The organism is Cecembia lonarensis LW9, assembly GCF_000298295.1.
Taxonomy (GTDB): Bacteria; Bacteroidota; Bacteroidia; order Cytophagales; family Cyclobacteriaceae; genus Cecembia; species Cecembia lonarensis.
Map to the genome: position 1 here is coordinate 1 of NZ_AMGM01000358.1, position 502 is coordinate 502.

Annotated in this window: 1 protein-coding gene; it reads left to right on the forward strand. The window is 55.2% G+C overall.

The window, feature by feature from the left end; all coding sequences use genetic code 11:
- The coding region (locus tag B879_RS24410; RefSeq protein WP_040401712.1) for a phosphotransferase at positions 1 to 502 on the forward strand (502 nt) is incomplete at both ends.

Consider the following 502-nt stretch of genomic DNA (forward strand, 5'->3'; position numbering starts at 1 on the left):
TGGTAATGAGCTCGGCTTCGCCAAAGTCGGTTTCTCCGAACTTGCCAAGGACCTGGTCCAGAACGAATACCATGCCTTGCAGGCGATGAATAAAGTGCAACATCCGGGGATCCAGGTGCCCAGAGTTCTGAACCTAACCCCGTGGAACGACGCTCCTGTGCTCATCATGTCGGCGTTGCGTCCCGATGCATGGCAGCAGGCAATCGATCTTCCTGTGGCTACGGTACGGGCAATCATAGCCAGTGCCCCGGTGCGTAGTGAACGGATCAATCAATCTCAGTGGTTCTACACTCTCTTGACCACTTTGCAAGATCTACCTAGCGAAGCCGAGGCAGCGCCGCTGATTGACTTATTGCGGGCCATGGCAGTCCGGTTCAACCACCTTGAGGTGGCTACCGGTGCATGGCACGGAGATTTTGGGGCATGGAATATGGCTAGAACCTCCGGAGCACCGATGGTGTGGGATTGGGAAAGATATTCCCTAGATATCCCGCTCGGACTT